Origin of the sequence: Legionella norrlandica, from assembly GCF_000770585.1 — a bacterium.
Lineage (GTDB): Bacteria > Pseudomonadota > Gammaproteobacteria > Legionellales > Legionellaceae > Legionella > Legionella norrlandica.
In genome coordinates this window covers 67,265-91,400 of sequence record NZ_JNCF01000004.1, presented here as the reverse complement: position 1 = coordinate 91,400, position 24,136 = coordinate 67,265, and the positions used below count along the sequence as shown (strand labels likewise).

Sequence of the window (24,136 nt, the reverse complement as noted above, 5' to 3'; positions counted from 1 at the left end):
AGTCATTATGAAAATCGCACGCGAGGATCAACAAGTATGTAAGAAACATCAGTCAACACTAACCCTACGATATAAAGCACAGATCCTAGAAAAACCATTGCTCTGACAATAGCAAAATCCTGTTGTTGTATCGCATCTATAATATAACTCCCTAACCCTGGCACACCAAAGAAAGACTCTAAAATCAAGCTCCCCATAAACAAGGTCGGGATGATTACTACAATGCCGGTCAGAATTGGTAACATGGCATTTTTTAATACATGCTTAAATAAAATCCTTTGTTCAGACAATCCTTTAGCCCTCGCTGTTTTCACATAATCTTTATAAATTTCCTCCAAAACTAAAGTTCGATACCAGCGAGCACCCGCACCTAACTGACCTAAAACAGCTACCAAGACTGGCAAGATTGTAAATTTTAAAGCATCCAATCCATCATCATAACCGGAGATAGGGAACCATTTTAATAATTTTCCAAATACATACTGTCCACCAATAATATAAAACAAAGTAGAAACGGACATTAATACGATACAAATGACTACTCCCGATAAATCAAGATAAGTAGTGCGGAAAAAAGCCATGACCATAGCCAAAATGATATTAACCAGAACAGCAAAAAATAAAGTAGGTAGCGCAATTGCTAGACTTGGCCACATCCTGTAGGTTATGTCATGGCTAATATCTCTTCCTGCATCAGAAACACCGAAATCAAAGGTAAATAGTTTAAGCGATTTCTGAAAAAACAAAGTATCTTTGAATTGATTAACCCCAGTTTGCTCAGGATTAAAAAATAAAGGCAAATCATAACCATGCACTGCTTTCCAATCCTCAATAGCGTTTTGCTCCACATGTTTGTTGCCCAGATGCATACGCGCCATGTCATCTGGAGAATTAACCATAAAAAACAACGCAAAAGTAATAAGATTAATACCAAACAAAATAGGAATTGCATATAGAATTCTGCGTAGCAAGTATTTTATCATTCTAGTTTTACTCTTTCTGCCGGTTGCTTTTCTTTTTTTAGATAAGCAATTAACAAGGGAAGTAACAAAGTGATCAGTAATCCCAAGAACACAATTAAAGGCCAGAATATTGGTTGATTCCAAGCTCTTCGTAGTTGGTTACGCTCAGGTACGTTAACTGATACATATTTTAAAGTATTCAGAGAAATTGTATTGGTTTTAACATTAGAAACCCAATTTTGCGATAAAACAAAGTCTTCAGGATGCATCCCCCATATCCAGGGAGCATCATACCTGACAATAGCCACCATTTTATCAATCAGTTTTTGTCTTTGTTCATCGTTGGCCCGGTTCTTCATTAAATTAAATAATCTATCAAATTCTGAATTTTCATAATTCGCTGCATTTTCGCCACCGTATTTCACTTTTCCATTTTTACTGTAAAGCAAGAATAGGAAATTTTCAGGATCAGGGTAGTCAGCATTCCATCCCCAACTGAATATTTGCGCATTACCTGTACGCATTTTTTCCTGGAAACGATTATAGAGGGTTGCTCTGATATTCAAATCAATTCCGATACTTGCAAATTGTTTTCGCATCCAATCCAGTCTCGATTTGTCATCAGGCCCCCCTGTTGTCATCACATCATAATGAAGAATTAAAGGCTTACCCGTTTTAGGATCGATTCCGCCTGGATATCCAGCTTCAATCATTAACTTGCGAGCATCAACCAAGGACCTGCGCTTTATAGTATTATTAACCCAGTGATAAACATAAGGATTGATCCCTTTCTTTCCCTCTCTATACCCAAAAATACCTGGTGGAATAGGACCTTGAGCCGGAATTCCTCGACCGTTAAAAAATATGGCGATATTCTCGTCGTAATTGACTGCGATTGAAATAGCTTGTCTTAATTTGCGTGCTCTTTCACTTTTTCCACCAACTACATTATCGAGCATGTTAAAGCCCATATAAAAAATAAATGGCTCTAGTGTTTGCCTTAAATACATTTTTTTATCTTTCATTTCCTGGCTTAGTATGGGCTCGCCAAAGCGATTAATGTGAATAGCCTGATCAAAGCTGTCTGCACTGATTCCTGACATATCATAATATCCTTGCAAGAATTTGTTCCATCGAGGGATTGATTCTTTTTCCAAGATATAAGCTGCTTTATCAATTAAGGGTAAACGCCGACCTTCGTTGGTTAAATAACCCGATCTCCTATCCGCTTCTGAACCATTGGCAGGGAAATAGACTTCCCTGTGATTGGGGTTTTTCTCCAATACCATACTTCTGTTAGGATTATTTTGAGTCAGCATGAAAGGTCCCGTACCTATGGGGTACCATCCAAATGATAAATTTTTATCATCCATATCTTTTTGAGAATAAAACAAATCGGCCTCCCATGGAACAGGAGCGAAGAAAGGCATAGCCAACCAGAACAAGAATTGTGTGTATTGTCCCTTGAGTGTGATCTCAAAGGAGTAGTTATCTAATTTTTTAACTCCCTTTAAGGGATATTGACGCAAATCTAGATACGAATTGTTAAGGGGAGCCTTAGGGAGAGTATCCCCATACTCTTGGAATCCAAGGATATAATGGCTCATTAATCCATATATTGGAGAGCTTACTGCTGGATTGGCTAATCTTTTAATTTGATAGATGTAATCATCAATAACTAGCTCTCTAGTCCCTGTATGCTTAAAATCTGACAACTGATTAATATCATGCTCATCAAGATACTCTTCTGATAAGTGATGATATCGATAAGAGCCATCTTTCCTTTTGGCTAGAGCAGGATGAGGTTGATATAAAATCCCTTTTTTTATCTGAATGGTATATACGCTGTAAGCTGGATTAATGTTTTCCCCGTTTTTTATAGGATTTCCTTGAGCATCCAAATACCGAATCCGGGGTAACTGAACCGCAGTTAATGGAATTAATTCATAGGGTCTTTTATAGTAATCATACTCAAGGAGTGGCTCATAGATCTGGGCTATAAAAAGATATTCATTGGATGAATAGGATCGTGCCGGATCCAAAGTTTTTGGCTGCTCATTAAAAGAAGAATAATAAATGTTATCATTGGCTTCATTTTCAGGGTATGGATTGTTTAATACACAAGAACCGCCATGTACAGCATTCAAGCCATAAAGTATTAAACATATTATTAATCGAATGAATGAGCATTGCTGCACTTTTTTCCCTTGCGCCAATTAGTTAATTCTCATCATAAACCAAACTATAAATACCTGGCTACTTATGAATTTAACTGTTTTAAAAATTCTTCTTCCTCTAGAACCTTCACCCCCAATTCATTAGCTTTAATCAATTTAGAGCCTGCTTCACTTCCTGCTACCACATAATCTGTTTTCGCAGACACACTTCCACTCACTTTAGCACCGAAAGCCAACAATTTTGCCTTCGCCTCCTCCCTTCCCATACTGCTCAATGTTCCAGTTAGCACCACTGTTTTCCCATAAAATGGATTCTGTTTATCAATCTGTTTTTTCTCAGGTTTAGGCCAATGTATGCCCAACTCCAGAAGACGCTTAATGACATCAAGATTATGATGCTGAGAAAAAAAATGTGCGATATTGAAAGCTGCCACAGGACCAATATCATTCAAAGTCATTAATTCATCCACGGTTGCAGTTTTTAGGCTTTCTACATCAGAGTAATGATCTGCCAAAACTCGTGCTCCGGCTTCACCTATTTCTCTGATCCCTAAGGCATAAAGAAATCGATTAAAAGTCGTACTTTTACTCTTTTCTAAAGCCGACAATAAATTTTTAGCTGATTTCTCACCCATTCTGGGTAAATTAGCTAATGTTTGTAAATCGAGCTCATAAAGATCGGGTAAATGACGTACAATCCCCTCATCAACCAATTGCTCAATCAGAACACTGCCCAACCCTTCAATATACATAGCTTTTCGCGAAGCAAAGTGCCACATCATTCTTTTTAATTGAGCTTTACAATATAGCCCACCAATACATCGAGCGACAGCCTCATCCTCTTCTCTCACCACATCAGACCCACAGACAGGGCAAAATTTGGGAAGCTCAATCACTTTGGTATCATCAGGGCGTTTTTCCAAAACCACAGAAACTACTTCAGGAATTACATCTCCTGCGCGACGAATAATGACTGTGTCGCCAATACGTATGTCTTTACGAGTAATTTCATCCAGATTATGTAACGTCGCATTGCTTACTGTAACACCGCCAACACTGACGGGCTCCAAGCGGGCAACAGGAGTAACAGCACCTGTCCTGCCCACCTGGAAATCTACAGCCAGGAGCCGAGTCATTTCTTCAGTAGCAGGAAATTTATGAGCGCAAGCAAATCTTGGTGCTCGAGAAACATAACCTAATTGTTGTTGTAGAGAGATACTATCGATCTTATAAACGACCCCATCAATTTCGAAAGGCAATTGATTCCGCTTCTCTTGCATACGTCGGTAATAATCCAAGCACCCTTCTAGACCAACGGCTCTTTTAGTTTCTGGAGAAACTCTAAACCCCAACTCTTTCAATAAATTCAATTGTTCCAAATGACTACCAGGTAGTTTATAACCTTCACATGCACCAATGCCATAACAATATATGGCTAAAGGACGATTGGCTGTGACCTCAGGGTTTAATTGTCTTAGACTACCTGCAGCTGCGTTGCGTGGATTAGCAAATGTCTTTTCACCAAGTTCTCTAGCCTTTGCATTATAGGATTCAAAGTCTTTTTTAGGTATGTAGACCTCACCTCGTACTTCTATCAATTTTGGAGGGCTATCGGTTCTTAGCTTCAATGGAACTGATGCTATGGTTTTGATATTCGCAGTAATGTTTTCCCCAACAGCACCATCTCCTCGAGTTGCAGCATGAGTTAACAACCCATCCTCATAGGTTATATTGACAGCCAATCCATCCAGCTTCGGCTCACAAGCAAATACCAGTTGTTGATTGGGTTCATCCAATTTTTCAATTGCTCGCTTTATGAACGCTTTTAGCTCATCCTTAGTAAATACATTAGATAAAGACAACATAGGTTGTTTGTGCGTAACCGGCATAAAAGCATCTGAAGGAGTGCCACTAACCCTTTGCGTGGGAGAATCGGGTGATAAAAACTGTGGATACTTTTCCTCCAGATGTTGTAAAGCCTTAAAACATCGATCGTATTCCGCATCAGGAACTAAAGGCTCATCCCGCACGTAATAGTAATAGTCATACTTCCTTATTTTCTCTTTTAAAGCCTCTATTTTTTCCTTAGTTTCTTTATCACTCATTAATGAACGTTCCCAAAATGAAAACCCCAGTTTATCACTTTTTTATTTCTTTCAAAGATAAGCACCTTGATTATATGTCTTTACCTATTATCTTGAATCTTCTCCCAGAACCATGATATAGATACGTTTCTGTATTGAAGGAGATATTTTGAAAATGGAACTTCTACGCTTCTTGACCGCATTATTCGTCTTATTATTCTCGTTCCCAATCCATTCTCATCCCAACTCGAATTCTACCCCCGGTATTGCCTTTGTACATGGCACTCGAGACCACAGGGAAGATGCCTATGGGGGATACTGGAAAATTGATTTTATTCAAAGCATCTCCCAATCCTTGGAAAATCCAGAAAATCACTATGTAGTGCATTGTGATTTTAGTCAATATATGTGGCATGAGGATGCTGCCAAGTGTGTTGCAGATCAACTCCTTGAATTCATTAAAGATAAAAATGTGAGCTCTCTTACTGTCTACACACATTCGGACGGTGCTAACGTCATGCGCTGGATTCTTTCAAATCCTACCTATGATGGCCGCTACATGGCTTTAAAGCGCAAAATCAGCCAGGTGATTGCGATTGCCCCTTCTAGCGGAGGTACTCTGCTTGCTGATGAAGTATTAAATGGTGGCATATTTGAAACAAGTCTTGCCTGGTTACTAGGATATCTTTCTGATGCAGTAAAGCAACAACGTGTTGGCGATATGCTTATCTATAATGATGAGTTGCTATTAGGAAGCAAAGGCCGTCCTTCTTTACCTATTCCCTTCAAAGTCATAGTAGGCACTGACGTATACGCTTCACCTTTTTCAACATCTAGCTATTGCAACGGTTATATACTAAATAGCGGACTGAAAATTGCAAAGCTCTATCTTAATCAGTGCGCTGATGGCTTCCTAGATTGTGATTCCCAAGCTCAAGCTGGCGAAGTATGGTTCTACGACATAGATAAAACAGACAATAATTTACCTTTAAGCCACAACCAAAGTCGACATTCTTGTTTTGGTTTGGATCAAATTCTTATCAATGCCTTAGCTAATGAAGGAGTTGTAAAATGAAAACTACTCATCTCATATTAATATCTGCATTTTGTATTGCACAAGCTAATGCGTTTACATTGCCAAAACAGCCAACCAAATCTTATGAGTGCGATAATTGCAGTCAATTATCTCGTGAAAACTTACAGGATAGATGGGAAATTGCCAGTGAACCATTAACCCAACAAATTAGCAATGTGCGTAGAAGTTATGGTTATAGAGAGCGTATTCCCTTGGAGCAATTACAACACGGGGTGGTTATTTCAACCTTGGCGCCTGGCGCTGTCGTTCGAATTACTCCTTTACAAAATAAATCAATTCCAGAATTATTTATTAAAACACCAAAAAATCAACTCTTGACGTTAAAAGAGGCTTCCACGCTTTATAACCAAGACGTAGCATTTGGCGATCATCCATTAGCAGTTACCAAATATCAGACTATGTTGCAAATCAAACCCGAATTGGGATATGGAAAATTCCTGTTAAAAAGCAAAGACATTGATGCAAAAAACGCAGATTCTTATATGATAAATGTCTTTGATAAATTTTCTGCTACTTATCTACAAGTTGAAACGGATTCTCTTAATTATCGATATGGAGATAAATTAACTGCTTTCATCTCACTCCACAACGACATCACCGAATACAACGTAGATGATATTGATGCCAGACTCGTAGGACCTAAAGGTCAGATAGTTCCTCTTAAATTGACCAAGATAAAATCCAATGAATTTGAGGGAACTGCCATTTTAGATTCAGAATTAAATGATCGCGGTGAAAATTGGTATTTAGAGACCGACGTTCAAACCGAATATGGGCAAGAAATTATTAGACGATCTGGACATACTGCGTTCTCTTATGCGATTCCTTCTGCGACTCTTATGAATGTCAAAAAACTGTCTTCCAAACCTTTGACTTTTGTTGTCACAATAGACGTTGCTACAGGAAGCCGATACGCCCTGCAAAGCGTATTATTTCAAAAAAATAGCAGAGGAGGGGTAAAACCTATACAAACCTCTCAAAAAGCCCAATGGCTTGAGCCAGGAAAACATCTCATACAATTTACCTTTGACAATTCCAACCAATTATCAGAGGATAACCTCTATTTAGGCTATTTACGCTTGATAGATTATGGTCAGCTAAAAACTGTTTATCAATATAACCAACCTGTCAAGCTTACCCAATTGGAATAATGAATGACAGTCTTTTCTTCTATCTCATCACTTGAGGGCATAACGTTGGCTATTGCCCTCCAATTTTTATTACTGATCTGGTTCATTATAAAGCAAAATCAGCAAAGAAAGCTTAGTGAACAGATCAGTGAAAAAATACAGCAAACTTTAATCACTCAACTTCATCAACTGCATATTGATTTAAATCAATCTTATCAAACCAGTCAACAACTCATTAATGAAAAAATAGCTCAAGGCCAATTGGCCATTCAGCAACTCATTAGTGATGCAATTCAAAAACAAATGACCGATGTCAGAGAGCAAATGAGCTACAGCTTCAAGCAGCATGCTAATTCACTCACATCTCATCTACAACTGCTCACTGAGGAAATTCGTAATCACTTACAATCATTGACCCAACAAGTTAACCATAAATTAACTGAAGGGTTTGAAAAAACTTCTTCTACTTTTATCGATGTAGTCAAACGTTTAACTATTATTGATGAAGCACAAAAGAAAATTACTGAACTCTCAAATCACGTTGTAAGTCTTCAAGATGTTTTAGTAGATAAGAAAGCGCGTGGGGCATTTGGTGAAGTACAATTGTCAACCCTGATTAGCAATATGATCCCAGGTACCAATTATCAAATGCAATATACTCTTAGCAACCAGAAACGGGCTGACTGTATCTTGTTCTTGCCCGAACCGACGGGAAATATAGTTATTGACGCTAAATTCCCTTTAGAAACCTACCAAAAACTAATTAACACAGAGGCTTTGTCTAATGATCGAAAATCGTTACAACAACAATTCCGCCAAGATATCCAAAAACATATTAGAGACATAGCGGAAAAATATATCGTTCCTAACGAGACTACCGATGGGGCCATGATGTTTATTCCTGCTGAGTCTATATTTGCTGAAATTCATGCCAATTACCCTGACCTAATTGCTTTATCCCAGAGGCTTAAAGTCTGGCTAGTATCGCCAAGTACCTTAATGGCCGTTCTAACTACTGCCAAAGCAGTCCTAAAAGATGACGCCACCCGCAAACAAGTTCACATTATTCAAAAACACTTACAAGCTTTGGCGAATGATTTTCAACGCTTCGAAAAAAGAATGGATAAATTATCCAGGCACATTGATATGGCTCATCAGGATGTCAACGAAGTGAATACCTCTGCCAAAAAAATTACTTCCCGATTCCAGAAAATTGAATCAGTCGATATCGAATTAGAGGATCCAGAAGTATCCAAACTGGAATTAGTTGACTTTGACGAAGATCAATCATGAATCAGTATCAGGAGAAAACCCGGATGGGTTGCATTAGCGCTAGCAACAGCCCCAAAATAGGGTTGGACCTACTAGCAGATAAGCCGTATTAACGCAGCGTAATACTTAACTCGCAATTTCCATATTACGGTTTCTCCTAATACTATGTTTGCTGGCACTTTACCATTACTAATAGTTGGCTAGCCAAGAAGTTATATTTAATAATTATTGGTAATATATTAACCATTATTGTGATTTAATGTATAATACAGGTTAGGTTTGTTTTTGAGTTAAAATCTATGATGCTATTTAATTGGTTTATGAAAAAATCCAATACTCAAAATAACATAGCGCTTGATAATATCGTCAGTATAAAGCAGCTTATAGAGTACCCAGATCAGGTTATGAACTGGCTTAAAAAGGAAGACATGGCGCAGGATATTATTGTTAGAGGAAGATATGCTAATGGTAATAATCTATTACATGCTGCAATATTTGCTGCAAATAGAAAAAAACATGCCAAAACTGAACTATGCCCGGTCACTGAAGAACATTTTAATCTTATCAAGTATTTATTAGATAATGGAGCAGATATTAATGCTCAGGAGAGTAGTAAAAACTTCACTCCACTAATGTTTTCTGCAAGATTTTTACTCACAGATGTTTTTCAGTTGTTATTAGAGAATGGGGCAGACCCAAGCCTACGTTCTACTGAAACTAACCCTACCACCAAAGAGCTCGATGCTAGAACTGTTTCAGATATGATGATAAACATCAACGATAATATACGAAAGCCTATTATTCTTCAATTAATTAATGACCACATGAACAAAAATGGTTTGCACCAGGTCAGCCCATAATAGCAAGTATAATGGGGGCACGGGGTTAAGTCTTTCTTTTTTCCAAGTAAGAGATCGGCACATGCGTCCGAGCTTTATATGATAGGAATTTCCTCCAATGCATATTACTGGCCACAACATATAAGAAAAAAGAAAGACTTAACCCCGTTGCTCTCTTTTGCTTAACTTTTTAAACCAACTGGAAAAATTATATTAATTGAATTTCCAGATTGCCATTGGACAGCTCCCCCCTTGCCATTTGTCAAAGTATAGGCTACAGCAAATCGAGGCTCTATTGGATTGTTGCTTATATAGCTGCAAGTCACTTGTCCTGTAGTACTATTATAATTGACTGTTTCATTATAATAATTTCCAAGATGAGCAGGAACATCGTGGGGCATGGAAATAGTTTTAAAATAAATAGGGTTATTTTGTGATAAGATATTTTCCATGCCATAACCAGCAATATAATCACCAAAGTTAGTAATGACGTTCGGAGCACCTTGTGTAACAGGGCAATAGATGTCCACAACGAGACCTACAGGTCCTGCCATAGTAGCCGGGGAAACAGTAATCGTAGAAAGTAATAGCAACGAGCATAAAGTACTAAATTTTTTCATTCGAAATTCCCTTTTTCAGTTGTTTGATAGGTATTGATTCTGTTTGTCATTACTTCAGATTGTAATCATATCGCTCAATATATAAGTAAAGTCACACAGAGAAAAGTACAAGGTAAATAATGATTCAGGGAATTTTGATTGTCAATATTCATTACTCTATTTTGCATGGGAATCGAGCTAAGATATGAGCACAAGAACAATGGTTAGCCCCAAAACAAGAGTCTATGAGTAAATCAGAGACAGTAGACAGGCGAGATCTCCTCTATAATGATTATAAATACAAAAAGAAGGAATCTTGGATGTCAATGAAATTAGTTACTGAAAGTCCAGAAAAAATTAGGCTTTTTGATTCGAACCGCCAAAATAATTTAACGCTATATTTGTGGCAACCTCTAGTTATCTTATTTTTATTTGGTTCTTTACTCTATTTCTTTGGTATCTTTCACCCTTCTTATCAAATATATTGTGAAAAGAAAACAACCACTTTAGCAACCGGCTGCGTACTAAGATCGACATATTTCCTCATTGTTCCGTGGCATACGCACGTAGGTACACTTAAATACGCAAGCTTTCAAATAAATCCTAGCGTCCGCAAAAATAGGGTACGAAATAGCTGTGGCGAAATAGTTCTGGTAACGAGTACAGCAACTAATCCGTTGTCTTATGCCGCTGAAAATCAAAAAAAGATCTCTTTTTATTTAAGCTGTGGTAACTTTGCTGAACTTAAAGAAATAGCGGATAGGATCAATAGCTATCTAACAGAAACCGATGTTAAAGAATTCAATCTCCCATCTCTTCCTAGAACCTTAGATCAGTATTTATGGTCTATTGGTCTTATCGCTGCCACTTTGTATAGTAGAAAACGAACCGAGGTTAGTTTTGATAAAAATTTAGAGCTAGTCACCGTTAAAAAAACTTGGTTCATTACTTGGGTTAAAACCTATCCCTTGAGTGATGTAAAAAAAATTGTAGCTTACCAGACTAAGGAAGGTAAGCGACACCTTGTGATGAATTTAGTTTTTAGCAGGATTGATTTGGGGGATTGTTCAGACATGAATATTTCAGAGCAAAAGCAGCTCTGCCACTCAATCAATAATTTTTTAGGTCTTAACGATTTCGTTGCTTAATTAATTGCGACTAATTCAGCAGATGCAGATTAACTAATTTAAAGGTATACTAAACAGTTTTAAGTTTTACTCATTGGCCCAGATGAATACAAAAACGCTACTTTATCAACCCACAAAAAGCAAACAAATTTGGGGACAACTCTATGGTAGCAGCTTGACACTTGCTTTGGCGGAATATTGTCAGCAAACGCCTGGAATTAAGTTACTGATTACTCAGGACAATTTAAGTGCCAGTCAGTTACAAGATGAATTACAATTTTTCATCGATCCTAAAGCAGATCAAGAATTATTATTTTTCCCGGACTGGGAGACTTTGCCTTATGACCAATTTTCTCCTCACCAAGATATCATCTCAGAAAGACTCTACGCCTTAAGTCGAGTTCAACAAATTACAAATGGCATAATCATATCCTCAGTCAGTACTCTAATGCATAAGCTTTCTCCCCCAGAATTCCTGCATCGCTATGCATTAATGCTTAAAGAAGGCCAAAAAATCGATCTTCATGCCTTTAGAAATCAATTACAGCAAGCAGGCTACCACTGCGTTAATAAAGTGCTTGAACATGGCGAGTATGCTCTACGAGGAGCCATCATCGACATCTACCAATGGGCAGTGGGTTACCTTTTCGCATTGAGTTATTTGATGATGAAATTGAAAGTCTTAGAGAGTTTGATCCAGAAACCCAACGTACAATAGAAAAAATTAACCAAATCAACTTATTACCCGCTCGTGAATTCCCATTAAATGAACAAAGCCAACTCCAATTCAGACGAACTTTCAGGGAACATTTTCCGGGGAATCCTAGCCATTGCCCAATCTATGAAGCAATCAGCAGTGGACAATTTCCATCAGGTATAGAATATTATCTTCCTTTATTTTTTGACATAACAGTCACTTTTTTTGATTATCTTCCCACCACTGCAAAAATTTGCTTAATTGAAGAAATTCAAGAGAATGCCGAACAATTCTGGCAAGAATTAAATGAACGCTTCGAACAACGACGCCATGATATCAGCCGGCCTATTTTACCACCAACCCATTGTTTTATTAACCCATCAGAGTTATTAGGCAAAGCGAATACCTATGAACAATTGCGTCTATATCATAGACCTTCAGAAAAAAAAGGGGCATTAAATTTTAATATTGCTAAAGCGTCTCAATTAGCTATTGATAGAAAGAACATTGAACCTTTATGTCAGTTGCGTAATTATTGTGCCGATACAACTCGTCGCTATCTTATTGTTGTTGAAAGTGCCGGGCGTCGAGAAGTCTTGCTGGATCTGCTTAAACCGAGCAATATCACTCCGAAAATACAAAATTCATGGTTTGATTTTATTAATGATGATGCTCCTATCAACATAACCACTGGGCCATTGGTTTATGGTTGTGAACTCACTAATCAACGAATTGCACTCATTGTCGAATCGCAATTATTTGGTGACCAAAGCACACCTCAGCGACGAAGTACTCAAAAAGCAGTCGATCCTGATTTAATTATACGAGATATGGCTGAGCTTAGATTAGGTGCTCCAGTTGTACATCTTCAATTCGGCGTAGGGCGTTATCAAGGCTTGCAATATATCGACACCAATGGTACTCCAAGCGAATTCCTGGTTCTTGCTTATGCTGGGGGCGATAAAATCTACGTTCCTGTCACTTCTCTACATATGATAAGCCGATATACAGGGGTAGATAGCGAACATGCCCCATTGCATAAATTGGGTTCTGATCAATGGCAAAAAGAAAAAAAGAAAGCTGCTGAAAAAATTCATGACGTAGCTATTGAACTACTCGATCTTTATGCGAAAAGAGAAGCCCAACCAGGGCATAAATACGATTTCAATCAATCCGAATACATCAAATTTGCTAGTGGCTTTCCTTTTACTGAAACAACTGATCAGCTTCAAGCTATTGAACAAATTATTAAAGATATGCAATCATCCAAACCCATGGACCGCCTAATCTGTGGTGATGTGGGGTTTGGAAAAACAGAGGTTGCCATGCGTGCCGCTTTCGTAGCAGTACAAGATGGGAAACAAGTGTGCATTCTTGCTCCAACTACTCTATTAGCAGGACAACATTTTGAATCATTTCGAGATAGATTTGCAGATTTCCCTGTGAATATTGAATTATTGTCCCGTTTTCGTAGCAATAAAGAATCCGAGGCAGTACTTTCTGCATTACAATCAGGTAAAGTAGATATTGTAATAGGCACTCATAAATTATTTCAAAACAATATATCTTTCAAAAACTTAGGCTTATTAATTATTGATGAAGAACATCGATTTGGGGTAAAGCAAAAAGAGTTCATAAAATCTTTGCGTACCCATATTGATATTTTGTCCATGACTGCTACTCCCATTCCTCGTACCTTAAATATGGCAATGGCAGGAATTAGAGACATTTCATTAATTGCGACTCCACCAGCTAAACGTTTAGCAATTAAAACATTTTGGCAGGAAAAAAACGATTTGACAATACGAGAAGCAATACTTCGTGAGATTTTGAGGGGAGGACAGGTATTTTATCTCCACAATAATGTACAAACTATCGATAGAATTTGTCAGGATCTACAAACTTTAGTACCTGAAGCAAAAATCCAAACAGCACATGGGCAAATGCGTGAAAGGCAGTTAGAACGCATTATGTCGGATTTTTATCATCATCGTTTTAATGTCCTGGTCTGCACTACGATCATTGAAACAGGAATTGATATACCTACTGCCAATACCATTATTATTGATAGAGCAGACAAATTTGGTTTAGCACAATTGCATCAATTACGTGGTCGTGTTGGACGCTCCCACCACCAGGCCTACGCCTACCTATTAACTCCAAACGAAAAATCACTAACTCCAGATGCTGTAAAACGTCTTGAAGCCATTGTGTCTTTGGAAGATTTGGGAGCTGGATTCACTTTGGCAACTCATGATCTTGAAATCCGAGGAGCAGGAGAATTGCTTGGTGAAGAACAAAGCGGGAATATGCATGCTATAGGATTTAATTTATTCATGGAAATGCTGGATAGGGCAGTTAGCGACTTGAAAGCTGGTAAAATTCCAGAGTTATCAGCCCCTATGCATCAAGGCCCTGAAATTGACTTGAGGATTAGCGCTATTATTCCGGAAGATTACATTGGAGATATACATAATCGATTAATTATGTATAAAAGGATTGCTAATGCCAAAAACAGTCAACAACTCAAAGAATTACAAATAGAACTTATAGACCGATTTGGCTTACTTCCCCCTCCAGTGAAACATTTATTTTTAATCACAGAATTAAAATTAAAAGCAGACCAGCTCGGTATTCAAAAAATTAGCGCCAGCGCACAGCAAGGTAAGCTGGATTTCAGTGAAAAACCTTCTATTGATCCCGGCGCATTAATCAGCCTGATACAAACCCATGCCAAACGCTATCAAATGGAAGGCCCACAACGTTTGCGTTTTACTTTAGACTCTACCTCACCAGAAGAGCGAATATTTGAAATCCATTCTTTATTAAATAAATTATCTCATCAGTCTGAAATGACAAGCTGATAGTAACTATTCAAAGTGCATAACTTGAATCTTGGTATAGTGTAATTTTTATTCACAATATTAAAATATGCCGCATTCCGGCGAACTGTTACCGCTGATAAATAACATCCCTCATTCCCAAACAACGGGCTGACGTTGTTTTAATGCCTTTTGGATTAAATCAGCATAATTTTCTTCAATAACTCTTCTTTTTACTTTCAAAGTAGGAGTTAGCTTATTATTCTCTGTTGTCCATGTATCTTTTAATATAATAATATGACTCACCTTTTCATATTTAGCCAACTTTGAGTTAACTTGCTTTAAAGTATCTAGCAACAAATGATTAACTTCCTCTTTTGGCATGCCTAATCGTACACTTTCATTTAATGTGACTAATAGGACATTACTGGGTAATCCACTGCCAACCAAGCAGATTTGTTCTATCATTGAGTTGGTTGAAAACAATTTTTCTATTGGAGAAGGCGCAATAAACTCCCCTGTCTGATTTTTAAAGTTTTCAGAAAGCCTGCCCAATATTTTAACTCTGTCTTTATCATCAACATCTACTACATCACCAGTTCTCAACCAGCCCTCCTCAGTAAAAGCATTTTTAGTGGCTTGTTCGCTTTTATAATAACCCGCCATTAAACAAGGGCCTTTCATGAGCAGCTCATTCTCTTTACCAACTTTTATCTCAACCTCCAATCTCGGTGTACCAACATAACCACGTTTCCTATCATCCAACATGGATAAAGTAGCATAGGCCATATTTTCCGTTTGACCGTATCCTTCTTGAATAAAAATACCCAGCTTCTCGAAAAAGTCAAAAATGGAGTTAGGCAAATGTGAAGCTCCACAAAAACAATTAGTACATTGATTTAATCCCAAACTGTGAATTATTTTCCTTTTGATTAAAGTGGAAACTAGAGGTATTTTTAATAAAAAATTCAGTGTGGTTGGCGACAATTTTTGTTCAATTTTTTGCTTAAACACTCCCCAAATGCGTGGAACCGCTGTGAAAAAAGTGGGTTGTATTTCTCTTAAATTCTCCGCAAATTTATCCAAACTCTCAACAAAGGATACAGTAGCATTAATAGCGACGCTCCCCAATTGAATCGCAGAACGCTCATAGACATGAGCGAGAGGAAGGTATGAAATTAATTTATAATGCTCCAAATCTCTTATTCTAAGAATATCTTTAGAAAAAACAGTTAAATAATTGGCTATGGACTGATTAGTGTACATAGCTCCTTTGGGAGAACCTGTAGTCCCCGATGAATAAATGATGGTATATAATTCATCAGATTCCGGCTCCACCAGATTAGCCAAAGGCTCACTCTTAACAACATCAGACCATTCATAGTCTACTTGTAGATCTTTATGATAATCAAAACTGATTGTACGGTAACTCTTGGGAATAAACTGCCTGACTCGCTGATGGTCATCCAATTTTCCGATAAAAACTAACTTAACATCTCCATGTTCCAAAACATAATGAGCACTTTCCTCATTTTGATTAGCAAATAAAGGTACATTGACCATGCCTGCGATATGGATTCCAAAATCAGTGATAAACCACTCAGCACAATTTTTAGAGATGATAGAGATATGATCTCCTTTTTTTAGTCCCAATTGCTGTAAAAAACTGGCTACTTTTCGTGCTTTCAACATCACTTCAGCCAGGTATATTCATGCCAGACTCCATTTTTTGGCTGTCTTAAATATACCCGCTCTGCAGCCTCTTTTTCATTTCTCAATAACAATTGAAATAATGAATTCGTTTTGGAATCATTTTGCATGGCTCATCCTTAAGCATCTTTAGTTGTTATTCTAGACCAGTTAATTACAAAATATTAACCTTTACTCGCAATTGCAATTTTCACCCTATTGAGATTTCTTGCTCTTGTTGACAGTCTGATATTATTTTAATACTTTGATACTTATTTAGTCCCACCAACCGTCAAGGCATCGATCTTTAAAGTAGGCTGACCAACTCCAACAGGAACAGATTGTCCTTCTTTACCACAAACACCAATCCCTTTATCTAATGTCAAATCATTTCCTATCATGCTTATTTTTTTCATCACATCTGGACCATTCCCGATAAGAGTAGCTCCCTTAACTGGTTTTGTGACTTTGCCGTTTTCAATTAAATAAGCTTCACTGGCAGAAAATACAAACTGGCCTGAAGTAATATCGACCTGGCCACCTCCAAAATTCACAGCGTACAGTCCTTTCTTGACTGTACGAATAATTTCCTGAGGTGCATATTGTCCTGATAACATGTAAGTATTCGTCATTCTGGGCATAGGAACATGAGCATATGATTCACGACGACAATTACCGGTTGATTTCATCCCCATTAGTTTAGCATTTAACTTATCTTGCATGTAATTAACCAAAATACCATTATCAATCAAGGTGGTGCATTGCGCAGGAGTTCCTTCGTCATCAATGGTAAGAGAACCACGTCTATTCAATAAAGTGCCATCATCTACCACTGTAACGCCAGTAGCAGCGACTTTCTGTCCTAATCGCCCTGAAAAAGCCGATAATCCCTTACGATTAAAATCTCCTTCCAAACCATGTCCAACAGCTTCATGGAGCAGCACTCCTGGCCACCCTGGCCCGAGGACTACTGGCATAGTTCCAGCTGGAGCTGGCTCTGCCTGCAAATTGGTCAGCGCCTCGCGCACTGCATCACGTGCATAGTTCAGTGCATTTTCCTTTTCTGTAAAATAAGAATAAGCAACTCTTCCCCCACCACCTGAACGCGCCGATTCTCTTCTGCCTTGTTTATCTTCTACAATCACACTGACATTAATGCTGACTAATGGTCTTATATCAGCCATCATCTGGCCTGACATGTTGGCAATCATAACCACCTCATAGCAGCCACTCAAGGAGGCATTCACTTGTATCACTCTTGGATCAAGGCTACGGGCTTCTTTATCAATAGCTTCCAACAAGGCGATTTTTTCCTGTTTACTCATTCCTTCAAGAGGATTTAAGTTTTCATATCGTTTGGTAGGATTGGTTGATACTCGGACAGAAGGCACTGTTTTAGAACCAGAAATAGCAATAGAACGCGCCGCATCTGCTGCCCGAAGCATGGGGGGCAGTAATATATCATCACAATAGGCAAAACCTGTTTTATCACCACTCACAGCACGTATACCTACTCCTTTGTCCAGAGAAAAGCTACCACTTTTAACTTCCGAATCCTCTAGATACCAAGACTCATAACTACAACTTTGGAAATAAAGATCGGCGTCATCCAGATTGCGGTTAGCCATTGTCTTAAATAACTTTTCTATCTCAGCTTCATCCAGTGAAGCTGGCAATAATAAAATATTTTTCGCTATGGTAAGAGATTGTGCCATTTGAATGCCTTTTATATTAATACATGATGTTCAACACAGGGAAATTGCTTCCTTAATTGTTGCAATCTTTGTAAGTCAATATCCGCAAATATTATTCCCTGGTTTTCTTGTTTTTGTGCTAACATTTTACCCCATGGTTCTACTATCATACTATGACCATAGGTTTGACGCCCATTCTCATGAATTCCGCCCTGATTAGGAGCTAAAACATAACATAAGTTCTCAATTGCTCTTGCTCTTACTAAAACCTCCCAATGGGCTGCACCAGTTACCGCAGTAAAAGCGGAAGGCACGGTAAATAGCTGCGCACCTCTCTGCACAAGTTGTTGATATAATTCTGGGAAACGCAAATCATAACAGACTGTTAATCCAATCTTGCCAACTGGGGTATCAACAAGAGCCAAGTCTGTCCCTGGCTCTACGGTTAATGATTCCTGGTATTCTTCTTGCTCAGAAACTCTCACATCAAATAAATGAATTTTATCATAACGCGCAGCTATTAGCCCCCCATCATCATAAACAATGCAACTTGATCTTACTTTCGAACCTTGGCCTTTTAATGGAATTGTACCTGCGATTATCCATAATCCTAAATCTTTTGCTAATTCGCTCATTTTTTGTTGGATAGGACCTTGGCCATAACTTTCCGCAATTTGTAACTTCTCTGCTTCCGTCCTTCCCATAAATGCGAAGTTCTCGGGTAACACGATTAATTTAGCACCTTGTTCTTTAGCTTGAATTAAATAGTGTTCAGCACATTCCAAGTTATCAACTATTTTGGCTGAAGAGACCATTTGTACTAGTGCGACTCGATTCATTCTAATGCCTCAAATTATTCTTTATCATCAATCTTACTATATCGTCCTGTCTAACCCAAAAACAAAATTGACATGAAAGTCATTTCACCTTAATAATAACTTGTCTATTGGTCCATATGTAAAGTTTATTACAAAATTTTCAAATGTTCTCACTTGAAAACAGGAAACTTGACCATAGATATGCTAGACTGAGAATAAATAACTGGAGTTCTGAACAATGAACCGAAATGATATTACCCTACTTACTCAACGTAGTGAATCGGTGATCGCAACCAATAAAGTATTGCGAAACACTTATTTATTACTAAGCTTAACATTTCTATTTAGCGCATTAACTGCCTATGTGTCCTTTATTAGCGGCGCTCGACCAATGAATCCTCTGCTAATGATCGTTGGCGTTTATGGTTTGATGTTTTTAACCCAAGCCTTAAGAAATAGCGCTTGGGGATTGGTTAGTGTTTTTGCTTTTACAGGCTTTTTAGGATATACCATAGGCCCTGTACTTAACTATTACATCACAGGCTTCTCAAACGGCCCACAAATTGTTGCTACGGCTCTCGGCGGTACTGGTATGATTTTCTTCGCCCTCTCAGGCTATGCTCTTACCACTAAAAAAGATTTCAGTTATCTAGGTGGTTTCCTGTTTGTTGGTGTTATGGTGGCTCTATTAGCCATGATAGCTGGAATATTTATCCAAATCCCTGCCTTGCAATTAGTAATCTCTGCAGCATTCATACTAATTTCATCTGGATTAATCCTATTGCAAACCAGTGCAATCATCCATGAAGGGGAAACTAATTACATCGTAGCGACTATTGGTTTGTTTGTCTCTATTTATAACTTATTTGTTAGCTTGCTCAACCTGCTAAGTGCTTTTTCAGGGCGCGACTAATTAATATCGTCTCCTCTACCTGAGTCCCGGCTTATGCCGGGATTTTTTTATCACATTATTAGGCAACGTCCCTGAAGTTTTTTAGACACGATTCAATCTTGAATTGAGCACAGATTTTTTATGTCGCCTTGAACTTTCCCCCTTGAATGAGGCTTCGCCGATATTCATGCTATAGCAATAACCTCAAAATGAGCAAGAAAGAGCCTGCAAAAAACACAATGCCAGTATCCGGTTATAACGCGCCCTAATTTGACCATAACTTACATTAACTGTATAATGCAAGTCCATATGCAGGTAACCAACCAAGAGTCCCTGATGCAAGAGAAACAAGACAAATTAAACGAAAGTCTATTAGAAATTCTACCGCAATAGGCGTTTGGCCTCCAACAAGAATCTAATAACCATTGAAGCAATTCGTTAATACTCCAATTCGACGCTACAGTTCTTCTCCACCACAAACACCAATGACATAAGTACTTCATGATTCGTCGGTGAGACACACCATCAATAACCATAAGACCTACGTTATCCCGCGCTTTTCGTAACGCCCTATAAAATTCAATTGTTTGACAAATGACTTCCATGTTTTAAAAATAATTAAATTTATTTACAGTGCATACCCCTAATCTTGCCGCCAACTCGCCTTTGCTCTAAAAAGTTCTGGCAAATCACTGGCTTTTTTCTTCACTTCTTGGTTTAAAGTAAAAAATTCACGCCTATTTTGATAATAAATTCCCAGAGGAACAGGATAACCCGGGAAAGTTAATCGCGTTAAACGCATAGCATCAATGAAGCTACTTGAATCATGCTTATAAAGATTTTTTTCATCGGCTGAAACTCGAGTAAACTGCTCGTTACATAACTGCAATGCCTTTTCCTTTTGCGCACCAAATAATAAAGGCTGCCCTTCTTCTAGTATTATTGTGTTTTCTGCTCTATTACTTTTAACTGCAAAATCATCAAAGGCACCATGATTAAAAATATTGCAATCCTGATAGATTTCAATAAAAGAACACCCTTGATGTTCGTAAGCTTTTTTAAGAATAGAACCTAGATGTCCAGGATCTTTATCAACCGCTCGTGCAACAAAACTAGCTCCTGCAGCCAGAGCTATCATCATGGGATTAATTGGCTCCGTAGTAACTCCTTTTGGTGATGTTTTTGTCACCTGCCCTTTTTGAGAGGTAGGAGAAAATTGTCCTTTAGTTAAACCATACACTTGGTTATTAAACAGAAGAATATTCGCATTGACATTGCGCCTTAAGATATGGAGTAAATGGTTACCTCCTATACTTAAGGCATCCCCATCACCAGTAATCACCCAAACACATAAGTCATCTCTCATGGCCTTTAATCCAGTAGCCACAGCCGTTGCTCTGCCATGAATGGTGTGAAATCCATAGGTATTCATATAATAAGGCAGCCTGCCGGCACAACCTATACCTGATACAAATACATGCTGCTCAGGAGGTAAGCCTAATTCGGGAAGTACTCTTTGTAGGGCAGCTAAAATCGCATAATCACCACAGCCAGGACACCAACGAACTTCATTCGTATTAACAAAATCTTCACGCTTATAATTGTTGTTCATAATTGGCTTCCGCTTTGATGACACTTACTAAATGATTAACACTAAAAGGCTGACCATTGCATTGACTAATTGATTGCGCATCTATCAAATAAGTCGCTCTGAGTAACTGACATAACTGACCAGAATTTAATTCCGCAACTAATACTTTCTCATATTTTTTTAATAAAGAATCTAACTCATTAGGTAACGGGTTAAGATGACGTAAATGCAAATAAGCAACAGGTATTTTTTGCTCTAAGCACTGCTGTACTGCAGACTTCAAGCTACCAAAAGTACTACCCCACCCAATAACCAACAGAGGTGCATTGATGTCTCCTTCAACCATCAATGCAGAATAATCTCTAGCAACCCCCTTGATTTTTTCAGCCCGCATAGTCACCATTTTCTGATGATTTTCAGCATCATAACTGACTCGTCCTTCATCGCCCTGCTTTTCTAATCCACCAATTTGATGAATAAAGCCAGCAGTACCAGGAATATTCCAGCTGCGACTTAAAAACTCATCTCTATGAAAAGGCTTGTCAAATCGATTAAATTCCAGTTTTGGCAGATTTATAGTATCCAGATCAGGAATTTCCCAGGGTTCTGCTGCATTAGCCAAATAAGCATCAAGCAATACAATAACTGGAGTCATATATTTAATTGCAATTTTAAATGCTTCAATAACAGTATTAAAACAGTCCGATGGCGATTGGGCAGCAATAACTGGTAACGGGGCTTCTCCATGTCGCCCATACAAAGCCTGCCTTAAATCACTCTGACTAGTCTTAGTTGGCAACCCTGTTGAGGCACCAGCTCTTTGCACATCTACTAATACCAGGGGCAACTCAGTCACTATTGCCAAGCCCAAACTTTCACATTTCAAATCAAGCCCAGGCCCAGAAGTACAGGTTAAGGCCAAGCGCCCTCCATAAGCTGCTCCAATACAAGAACAAATGGCCGCGATTTCGTCTTCTGCCTGAATTAATTGGACTCCATAATCAGATAATCGGGCACATTCATGCAAAATAGACGAAGCCGGTGTTATTGGATAACCTGACACTAATAGAGGAATTTGAGTGCAAGTAGCTAGAGTAGCTAAAGCCAAGCCTACCGCCTCAACTCCTGTCAGTTGCCTATACTCCCCTGAATGTCTGTTGACTTCCCCAAGCATATAATTACGGCGAGAAAGCTCCAGCGTCATAGCAAAATTATATCCTGCCAACAAAGTCAATTCATTAGCTTTGGCTATAGATGGGTTAGCTTTGAATTTTTTAGCGATAAAGCTTTGACATGTTTCTGTGGGCAAATCAAATAACCATAAAACCAGACCTAAAATATAAAAATTTTTCGCTTTCATAGCTTGTGGCTTTGTGAGCTCCACAGAGGCCACTGCTTCTAGAGTTTGAGTAATTAATGGGAAGGAAACGATATGATAATGCTCTTTACAACCATCCAGAAAATTCTTCTCGACCCCAGCTTTTTGCCAATCTTTTTCTTGAAAACTGTCTTCATTAATGATCAACAAGCCGCCTTGATTCAAATATTGTAGAGAATTTTTTAATGCAGCTGGATTTAAAGCCACCAAAACATCCAGGGATTCTCCTGCAGTAAAAATGGCTCTTTCAGCCATTGCCAGCTGAAACCCAGAAACCCCGGCAACAGTTCCTGCTGGAGCCTAATTTCTGCAGGAAAATCAGGCATAGTGCGCACATCACGACCTGTTAGTGCCGCACTAATAGTTAATTGTTCACCTACCAACTGCACTCCGTCCCCCGAATCTCCGGTGATGCGGATGACAATCACGTCAGTCATTGACATAGTGTCTCGCTTCCTGCATTAATTGGCGCATGTGTTTTACCGCTTCTTTTAAACCACAAAACAGAGCTCTGGCAATAATAGCATGTCCAATGTTAAGTTCATTGAGTTCTTTAATTGCAGCGATAGGTTTGACATTATGATAATGTAACCCATGACCTGCATTCACTATCAAATTTAAACCGGCAGCAAATACCGCCGCATCTTTAATTCGTTGTAATTCATAATGTTGTTGCTCTTCTGAAGTAGCATCAGCATAACAACCAGTATGTAATTCAATAGCTGGAGCGCCAACATCAACAGCTGCTTTTATTTGCTCTTTATCCGGGTCAATAAATAGAGAGACTTCGCTTCCCATTAACTGTAAACGGCGCACTGCTTTTTCTACAGCCTTTTGGTGAGTTAGAATATCTAATCCTCCCTCTGTAGTTAATTCTTCCCTTTTTTCGGGTACTAAACAAGTATGCTCTGGAGAAATTTCTTCTGCAAAATCAAGCATAGCGTCAGTAACTGCTAACTCAAGGTTCATGCGTGTTTGCAGCACTTGCTTGATTAGCCTCACATCACGCGCCTGAATATGACGTAAATCCTCTCTCATATGCAAAGTAATGCCATCTGCCCCTGCTTCCTCGGCATCCATCGCTGCCTGAACAGGATCTGGATAGCGAGTTCCACGAGCTTGTCTTATTGTGGCTATATGATCAATATTAACACCTAATAATAGCTCTTTATTCATTGTGCACCAAAAAATATGAAAAAGAAGAGTATATTAAAGTTCTTTCCAAACTTCTATTGAAGTATATTGTATAACAGGGCAAGAGCTCTATTC

The 24,136-nt window shown here is 38.4% G+C and carries 15 protein-coding genes and 2 pseudogenes; 7 read left to right on the top strand and 10 right to left on the bottom strand.

Annotated features, from left to right (window positions below):
• Positions 1-5 precede the first annotated feature (5 nt).
• The 3 genes from OK13_RS01995 to ligA all read right to left on the bottom strand — a co-directional run bounded on the left by OK13_RS01995 (position 6) and on the right by ligA (position 5,244).
• Positions 6-983 carry an ABC transporter permease gene (locus OK13_RS01995; RefSeq protein ID WP_035887142.1) on the bottom strand — a complete coding sequence of 326 codons (978 nt, stop codon included), beginning with the start codon at positions 981-983 and terminating at the stop codon, positions 6-8.
• The gene (locus tag OK13_RS01990) at positions 980-3,160 is read right to left on the bottom strand and encodes an ABC transporter substrate-binding protein (protein WP_035887156.1); all 2,181 of its coding nucleotides are present in this window, start codon (positions 3,158-3,160) and stop codon (positions 980-982) included. Before OK13_RS01990 ends, OK13_RS01995 begins: the two co-directional genes overlap by 4 nt.
• Positions 3,161-3,222: 62 nt before the next feature.
• Positions 3,223-5,244 carry an NAD-dependent DNA ligase LigA gene (gene ligA, locus OK13_RS01985; RefSeq protein ID WP_035887141.1) on the bottom strand — a complete coding sequence of 674 codons (2,022 nt, stop codon included), beginning with the start codon at positions 5,242-5,244 and terminating at the stop codon, positions 3,223-3,225.
• A gap of 154 nt (positions 5,245-5,398) precedes the next feature.
• On the opposite strand from ligA, the gene OK13_RS01980 reads away from it, so the two are divergent.
• The 4 genes from OK13_RS01980 (at position 5,399) to OK13_RS01965 (ending at position 9,581) form a co-directional block, all read left to right on the top strand.
• Positions 5,399-6,298: a hypothetical protein gene (locus tag OK13_RS01980; RefSeq protein WP_035887140.1), complete on the top strand. Its 900-nt coding sequence runs from the start codon at positions 5,399-5,401 to the stop codon at positions 6,296-6,298.
• Positions 6,295-7,470, top strand: coding sequence for a DUF4785 domain-containing protein (locus OK13_RS01975; protein ID WP_035887138.1), 1,176 nt, complete (start codon positions 6,295-6,297; stop codon positions 7,468-7,470). Before OK13_RS01980 ends, OK13_RS01975 begins: the two co-directional genes overlap by 4 nt.
• A 3-nt stretch (positions 7,471-7,473) precedes the next feature.
• Positions 7,474-8,742: a DNA recombination protein RmuC gene (locus tag OK13_RS01970; RefSeq protein WP_035887137.1), complete on the top strand. Its 1,269-nt coding sequence runs from the start codon at positions 7,474-7,476 to the stop codon at positions 8,740-8,742.
• 299 nt (positions 8,743-9,041) lie between these two features.
• The gene (locus OK13_RS01965; protein ID WP_206538879.1) at positions 9,042-9,581 is read left to right on the top strand and encodes an ankyrin repeat domain-containing protein; all 540 of its coding nucleotides are present in this window, start codon (positions 9,042-9,044) and stop codon (positions 9,579-9,581) included.
• A gap of 161 nt (positions 9,582-9,742) precedes the next feature.
• On the opposite strand, the gene OK13_RS01960 is transcribed toward OK13_RS01965, so the two are convergent.
• A complete protein-coding gene (locus tag OK13_RS01960) occupies positions 9,743-10,180 on the bottom strand; it encodes a hypothetical protein (protein ID WP_035887133.1) in 438 nt (145 codons plus the stop codon).
• Between the two features lie 299 nt (positions 10,181-10,479).
• Here OK13_RS01960 and OK13_RS01955 point away from each other — a divergent pair, with 299 nt between their 5' ends.
• Both OK13_RS01955 and mfd read left to right on the top strand, forming a co-directional pair.
• Positions 10,480-11,307, top strand: a complete 828-nt coding sequence (locus OK13_RS01955; RefSeq protein ID WP_035887131.1) for a hypothetical protein — start codon at positions 10,480-10,482, stop codon at positions 11,305-11,307.
• 82 nt (positions 11,308-11,389) lie between these two features.
• A pseudogene (gene mfd / locus OK13_RS01950) lies at positions 11,390-14,847 on the top strand (transcription-repair coupling factor).
• Between the two features lie 111 nt (positions 14,848-14,958).
• Here mfd and OK13_RS01945 read toward each other — a convergent pair.
• The 3 genes from OK13_RS01945 to OK13_RS01935 all read right to left on the bottom strand — a co-directional run bounded on the left by OK13_RS01945 (position 14,959) and on the right by OK13_RS01935 (position 19,027).
• Positions 14,959-16,497, bottom strand: coding sequence for an AMP-binding protein (locus OK13_RS01945; protein ID WP_241480340.1), 1,539 nt, complete (start codon positions 16,495-16,497; stop codon positions 14,959-14,961).
• 269 nt (positions 16,498-16,766) lie between these two features.
• Positions 16,767-18,209, bottom strand: coding sequence for a metalloprotease TldD (tldD, locus tag OK13_RS01940; RefSeq protein WP_035887129.1), 1,443 nt, complete (start codon positions 18,207-18,209; stop codon positions 16,767-16,769).
• Positions 18,210-18,220: 11 nt separating this feature from the next.
• Positions 18,221-19,027, bottom strand: a complete 807-nt coding sequence (locus OK13_RS01935; RefSeq protein WP_035887128.1) for a carbon-nitrogen hydrolase family protein — start codon at positions 19,025-19,027, stop codon at positions 18,221-18,223.
• A 217-nt stretch (positions 19,028-19,244) separates the two neighbouring features.
• Between OK13_RS01935 and OK13_RS01930 the strand changes: the two genes are divergently transcribed.
• Entirely contained in the window at positions 19,245-19,919 is a 675-nt protein-coding gene (locus OK13_RS01930) for a Bax inhibitor-1/YccA family protein (RefSeq protein WP_035887127.1), read from the top strand.
• A gap of 622 nt (positions 19,920-20,541) precedes the next feature.
• Here the strand turns inward: OK13_RS01930 and OK13_RS01925 are convergent.
• From OK13_RS01925 to pdxJ, 3 genes and pseudogenes are all read right to left on the bottom strand, one after another.
• Complete coding sequence (locus OK13_RS01925) at positions 20,542-21,510, bottom strand: 2-oxoacid:ferredoxin oxidoreductase subunit beta (protein WP_035887125.1); 969 nt, start codon at positions 21,508-21,510, stop codon at positions 20,542-20,544.
• Positions 21,494-23,310, bottom strand: a pseudogene (locus OK13_RS01920) (2-oxoacid:acceptor oxidoreductase subunit alpha). Before OK13_RS01920 ends, OK13_RS01925 begins: the two are co-directional and overlap by 17 nt.
• The gene (gene pdxJ / locus OK13_RS01915; RefSeq protein ID WP_035887124.1) at positions 23,297-24,043 is read right to left on the bottom strand and encodes a pyridoxine 5'-phosphate synthase; all 747 of its coding nucleotides are present in this window, start codon (positions 24,041-24,043) and stop codon (positions 23,297-23,299) included. The pseudogene OK13_RS01920 and the gene pdxJ overlap by 14 nt, the downstream one beginning before the upstream one ends.
• Positions 24,044-24,136: the final 93 nt, after the last annotated feature.